This window comes from Methylobacterium sp. Leaf118 (assembly GCF_920984675.1).
Taxonomy (GTDB): Bacteria; Pseudomonadota; Alphaproteobacteria; order Rhizobiales; family Beijerinckiaceae; genus Methylobacterium.
This window is the reverse complement of record NZ_CAKLBV010000116.1, coordinates 1-4,529: the sequence shown is the minus strand read 5'-3', so window position 1 is coordinate 4,529 and position 4,529 is coordinate 1. Positions and strand designations below refer to the sequence as shown.

The window sequence follows — 4,529 nt, the reverse complement described above, 5'->3', positions numbered from 1 at the left end:
CAGGGCGGCCCGGCCCGCACCGGCCTGCCTGTTTCCCGGCCCGCCGGGGGAAGGGCGTCCGCCTCGGCCGCCGCCTGCCGGGCGACCTGCGCCCGACCGAGCCAGAGGGCGTTGGCGAGCCAGGCGGCCGAGAGCGGCACGGCGACGACCGCCGCGGCCTGGCCGCCATAGCCCAGCGCCGAGAGTCCGGCATAGGACCACGCGCCGATCTGATCGCCGAGGCGGTAGACCACCGTGTCGATGAAGCTCTTGGCCTTGTAGCGGTCCTCCCGCGGGACCACCGTGAACAGTACCTCGCGGATCGGCCGGGCGATGGCGAAGTTGCCGGCCCGGCGCAGCACGTAGATCACCACCACCGCCCCCACCGTCGGCGAGAGGGCCAAGGCCGCGAAGCCGACGATGCTCGCCGCCGGCAGCAGCGCCAGGGTCACGCCCACGCCGAGCCGCTTCACGATGCGGCCGGTGAAAAACAGCTGCACGCCGAGCGTCAGGGCGTTCACCGCCAGATCGACGGTGGCGAAGAAGGCGGTCTGCGCGCCCTTGTCGGCGAAGCTGCGCTTGGCCACCGCCGCCTGCTCGAAATACAGGAACGTCGCCGTCACCGAGAACAGCGCCAGGAACAGCGCGATGTTGAGGAGGTAGGGCGAGGACACGGTTCGCCGGATGCCGGCCCAGACGTCGCCGCCGATGGTCTCGCCCGCGCGCGCCTCCTCCGGCACCGCGTGCAGCCGCCCGATGATGCCGGCGAGCCCCCGCATGGCGAAGACCGCGGCCTCCAGGAGCAGGGCCGCCGCCACGAGCAGCACCCAGGTCGGCACGTCGCGGGCGAGCGTCGCGGTCACCGCCGAGCCGCAGATGGCCCCGAGGGTCGCGCCGGCCGCGATGAAGCCGAACAGACGCTTGCCCTGTTCGGTCGTGAACACGTCGACGATGGTGGCCCAGAAGATCGAGACCACGAACAGGTTGAAGATCGACAGCCAGACGAAGAAGGCCCGGCCCACCCAGACCGCCGTCTCGCCCTCGGTGACGGCGATCAGCCCGGCGAAGATCAGGATGTTCAGGATGAAGAACCGATAGGTGAGGGGCACGAACCGCGCCCTCGGCAGGCTTCGGACCAGCCACGCGAAGGGCAGGTTCAGCGCCAGCATGCCGACGAGGGTCGCCAGGAACAGCCAGCTCAGGTTTTCCAGGCCCCCGGCCAAGCCCATCTGGTCGCGGATCGGGCGCAGCACGTAGTAGCTGGCCAGCAGCGCGAAGATGTAGGCCCAGGACCAGGCAAGGGCCGGCCCCTCGCCCGGCCGCACATCGACGAGGCGGCCGAGCCGGGCCTGCAGGCTCAAGGCGCGACCCCGAGCTTCGCCTTCAGGTCCGACGCCGTCAGGTCGAGGTCGAAGCCGGGCACGGTCCTGGCGAAGGTCCTGGCCGCCGCCAGCTCGCCGACCACGACCGGATCGAAGCCGGCATCCGAGACGAGGGTGCGGGCGGTGTCGAGCGCCTTCGGATCGTCGCCCGCGATCGGCACCGCCATGCGCGGCTCGGGGCGGCCCGCATGCTTGAGGAAGGTCTTGTAGTTCGCCGCGTTGAAGGCGCGCACGAGCCGGGCGCCGGCGAGATACCGGGCCGAGACCGCGCCGATCCCGTCCCGCTCGACCTCGTCGTAGAGCGCGCCGTCGCGGGCCTGGACGGCATTGCCCGCATCGATCACCACCTTGCCCTTGAGCGCGGCGGCGTTCTCCCGGCCGAGGTCCGGATAGGCCTTGTAGGGCACCGCGAACAGCACGGCGTTGCCGAAGGCGATCGCCTCCGCCGGCGTCCCGGCCCGCGCCTTGGGGCCGAGTTCCTCGATCAGCGCCTTCAGCTCCTCCGGATGACGCGAGGAGAAGAACACCTCGTAGCCCGCCTTGAGCCAGAGCCGCCCGAGCGTACCGCCGATATTGCCCGCTCCGACGATCCCGATTCGTTTGGGGTTTTCGGACTGTGCCGCCACCGGGAAGGCGAGGGTGCAGAGCAGGGCCGCGAGGACGCCGCGGCGAACGAAAGAATCAGGCCGCATCGATGAAGGCCTCCATCTTGCGCCGCTCGGCGGCGTCCGGCAGCCGCCCGCGGGCGGCGGCGAGGTTATCCTCGACATAGCTCGCCTTGGCCATACCGGGGATCGGGCAGGTGACGGCCTCGTGGCCGAGCACGTATTTCAGGAAGAACTGCGCCCAGCTCGCGCAGCCGAATTCCCGCGCGAACTCCGGCAGGGGCTTGCCCTTCACGGCGGTGAACAGCCGGTCGCGGCCGAAGGGGACATTGACCATCACGGCGACGCCGCGCTCCTGCGCCAGGGGCAGGATGCGCTCGGCGGCCTTGCGGCTGTCGAGGGCGTAGTTCACCTGCAGGAAATCGAGCCTCTCGCGCTGCAGGACCGTCTCCAGCTCCGGGAACTGGTCGTCGCGCCAGACCGTGACGCCGAGCGTGCGGATGCGTCCCTGCTCCTTGAGGCCGCGCAGGATCGCGAGGTTGCTCGCCGTATCGATCAGGTTGTGCACGGCGATCAGGTCGATCCGGTCCGTGCGCAGGCGCTTGAACGAGCGCTCGATCTCGGCCTGGGCCGCCTCGCGCCCCGTGGCCGCGACCTTGCTGGCAAGGAAGATCTTGTCGCGCAGCCCCTCCAGGATCAGGCCGAGCACGTCCTCGGCGGTGCCGTAGCTCGGCGCGGTGTCGATCACCCGCCCGCCGAGGGCGACGAAGCGTTCGACCGCCTCGCGCAGGGGGGCGGTGGCCTCCGGCGTCACGGCGACCTCGTAGCGGCGCGAGGTGCCGATCCCCATGGCCGGCAGCCGCTCGCCGGTGGAGGGGACCGGCCGGGTGATCAGGGCCTCCTCGGCGGCGCGGGCCGGTGGCCCGAACCCGGCTCCGGCGGCAGCGACGACGGCTCCGTGCAGGAACGTTCGGCGGGAGAGCGGCATGCGGGAGGCTCCTTCGCGGGCGTGTCCGAGCCAGATAGGGCGGCGGGCCGGGATGGCGCAGGCTCCAGGGTCACACCCAAGGGGGCACGCCCGAGAATCACATCCAAGGGGGCACACCCGAGGGGCGCACCCGAGGGGCGCACTCATGGCCGCGGCCCCGAAGGCCGGGATCGCGGCCGGCGCCGCGTCCGGGCGGCGTCCCGGAGCGCCGGCGGCGCGCTCCTCCCCAACCTGTGGCCCGCCCGCCCTTTACCCGCACCGGCCCGGTCCCGTAGCCTCCGGGCCATGCCGCTCGTGCCCCCGCCGCGCCCCTCCGCCGTGCCGCTGCCTCCGCCGCCGGGGGAAGCGGCGCCCGCCGCGCTCCTGGCCGCCAACGCCCCCGAATGGTCGGTCGGCGACCTCGCCGCCGCGCTCAAGCGCACCCTGGAGGACGCCTTCGGGCATGTGCGGCTGCGGGGCGAGATCTCGGGCTATCGCGGGCCGCACGGCTCGGGCCACGCCTATTTCTCCCTCAAGGACGGCACCGCCAAGATCGACGCGGTGGTCTGGAAGGGCGTGCTCGGGCGGCTGCGGCAGAAGCCCAAGGAGGGGCTGGAGGTCGTCGCCACCGGCAAGATCACGACCTTTGCCGGCAAGTCCTCCTACCAGATCGTCGTCGATTCGATGGAGCCCGCCGGCATCGGCGCCTGGATGGCTTTGCTGGAGGAGCGCAAGCGCGCGCTCGCGGCCGAGGGGCTGTTCGAGGCGGAGCGCAAGCGGCCGATCCCGTTCCTGCCGCGGGTGATCGGCGTCGTCACCTCGCCGACCGGCGCCGTGATCCGCGACATCCTCCACCGGCTCGCCGACCGCTTTCCCCGCCCCGTCCTGGTCTGGCCGGTGCGGGTGCAGGGGGAGGGGGCGGCGGAGGAGATCGCCGCCGCGATCCGGGGCTTCAACGCGCTCGTGCCCGGCGGGGCGATCCCGCGGCCGGACGTGCTGATCGTCGCCCGGGGCGGCGGCTCGATCGAGGATCTGTGGGCCTTCAACGAGGAGGCGGTGGTGCGCGCCGCCGCCGAGAGCGCGATCCCGCTGATCGCCGCGGTCGGCCACGAGACCGACACGACGCTGATCGACTTCGCCGCCGACCGGCGCGCGCCGACACCGACGGGAGCGGCCGAGATGGCGGTCCCGGTGCGGGTCGAGCTGCTCGGGCAGATCCAGGATCTCGGCGCCCGGCAGGCCGGCACCATGCTGCGGCGGATCGAGCGCGCAGGCGCGGACTTGCGCGCGCTGGTGCGGGCGGTTCCCGCTGCCGACGCGTTTCTGGCGGGCAAGCGCCAGCGGCTCGACCTCGCCGAGGCGCGACTGCGGCCGGCGCTCGCCGCCAATGCCCGCGATTCCCGCGAGCGCCTGTCGCGGCTTTCCGACCGCCTGACCCGCCGCTCCCCGGCCATCGCGCTGGCGGAGGCCCGCACCCGCCTCGCGGCCATCGATCACCGCCCGCGCACCGCCATGGCGCGCACGATCGAGCGCCGCCGCGATCGCCTCGGCGGTCTCGCGGGGCTGCTCGGGGCGCTGAGCTACCCAGCCGTGCTC

Annotated in this window: 4 protein-coding genes; 1 reads left to right on the top strand and 3 read right to left on the bottom strand. The window is 72.9% G+C overall.

What is annotated here, in order from left to right:
• The 3 genes from LW587_RS23620 to LW587_RS23610 form a co-directional block, all read right to left on the bottom strand.
• Nucleotides 1–1,340, bottom strand: a 1,340-nt coding sequence (locus LW587_RS23620) for an NTP/NDP exchange transporter (RefSeq protein WP_232632013.1), incomplete at its 3' end; no start/stop codon positions are given.
• Entirely contained in the window at nucleotides 1,337–2,053 is a 717-nt protein-coding gene (locus tag LW587_RS23615) for an NADPH-dependent F420 reductase (RefSeq protein ID WP_232632012.1), read from the bottom strand. The genes LW587_RS23620 and LW587_RS23615, both read right to left, overlap by 4 nt.
• Nucleotides 2,043–2,954: an aldo/keto reductase gene (locus tag LW587_RS23610; RefSeq protein WP_232632011.1), complete on the bottom strand. Its 912-nt coding sequence runs from the start codon at nucleotides 2,952–2,954 to the stop codon at nucleotides 2,043–2,045. The genes LW587_RS23615 and LW587_RS23610 overlap by 11 nt, the downstream gene beginning before the upstream one ends.
• Before the next feature lie 285 nt (nucleotides 2,955–3,239).
• On the opposite strand from LW587_RS23610, the gene xseA reads away from it, so the two are divergent.
• Nucleotides 3,240–4,529: exodeoxyribonuclease VII large subunit (gene xseA / locus LW587_RS23605; RefSeq protein WP_232632010.1), on the top strand; the 1,290-nt coding region annotated here is incomplete at its 3' end.

Excerpts from the sequence above, each read along its gene's own strand:
- LW587_RS23610 (WP_232632011.1), bottom strand. The coding sequence starts at position 2,954 with ATGCCGCTCTCCCGCCGAACGTTCCTGCACGGAGCCGTCGTCGCTGCC.
- LW587_RS23615 (WP_232632012.1), bottom strand. The coding sequence starts at position 2,053 with ATGCGGCCTGATTCTTTCGTTCGCCGCGGCGTCCTCGCGGCCCTGCTC.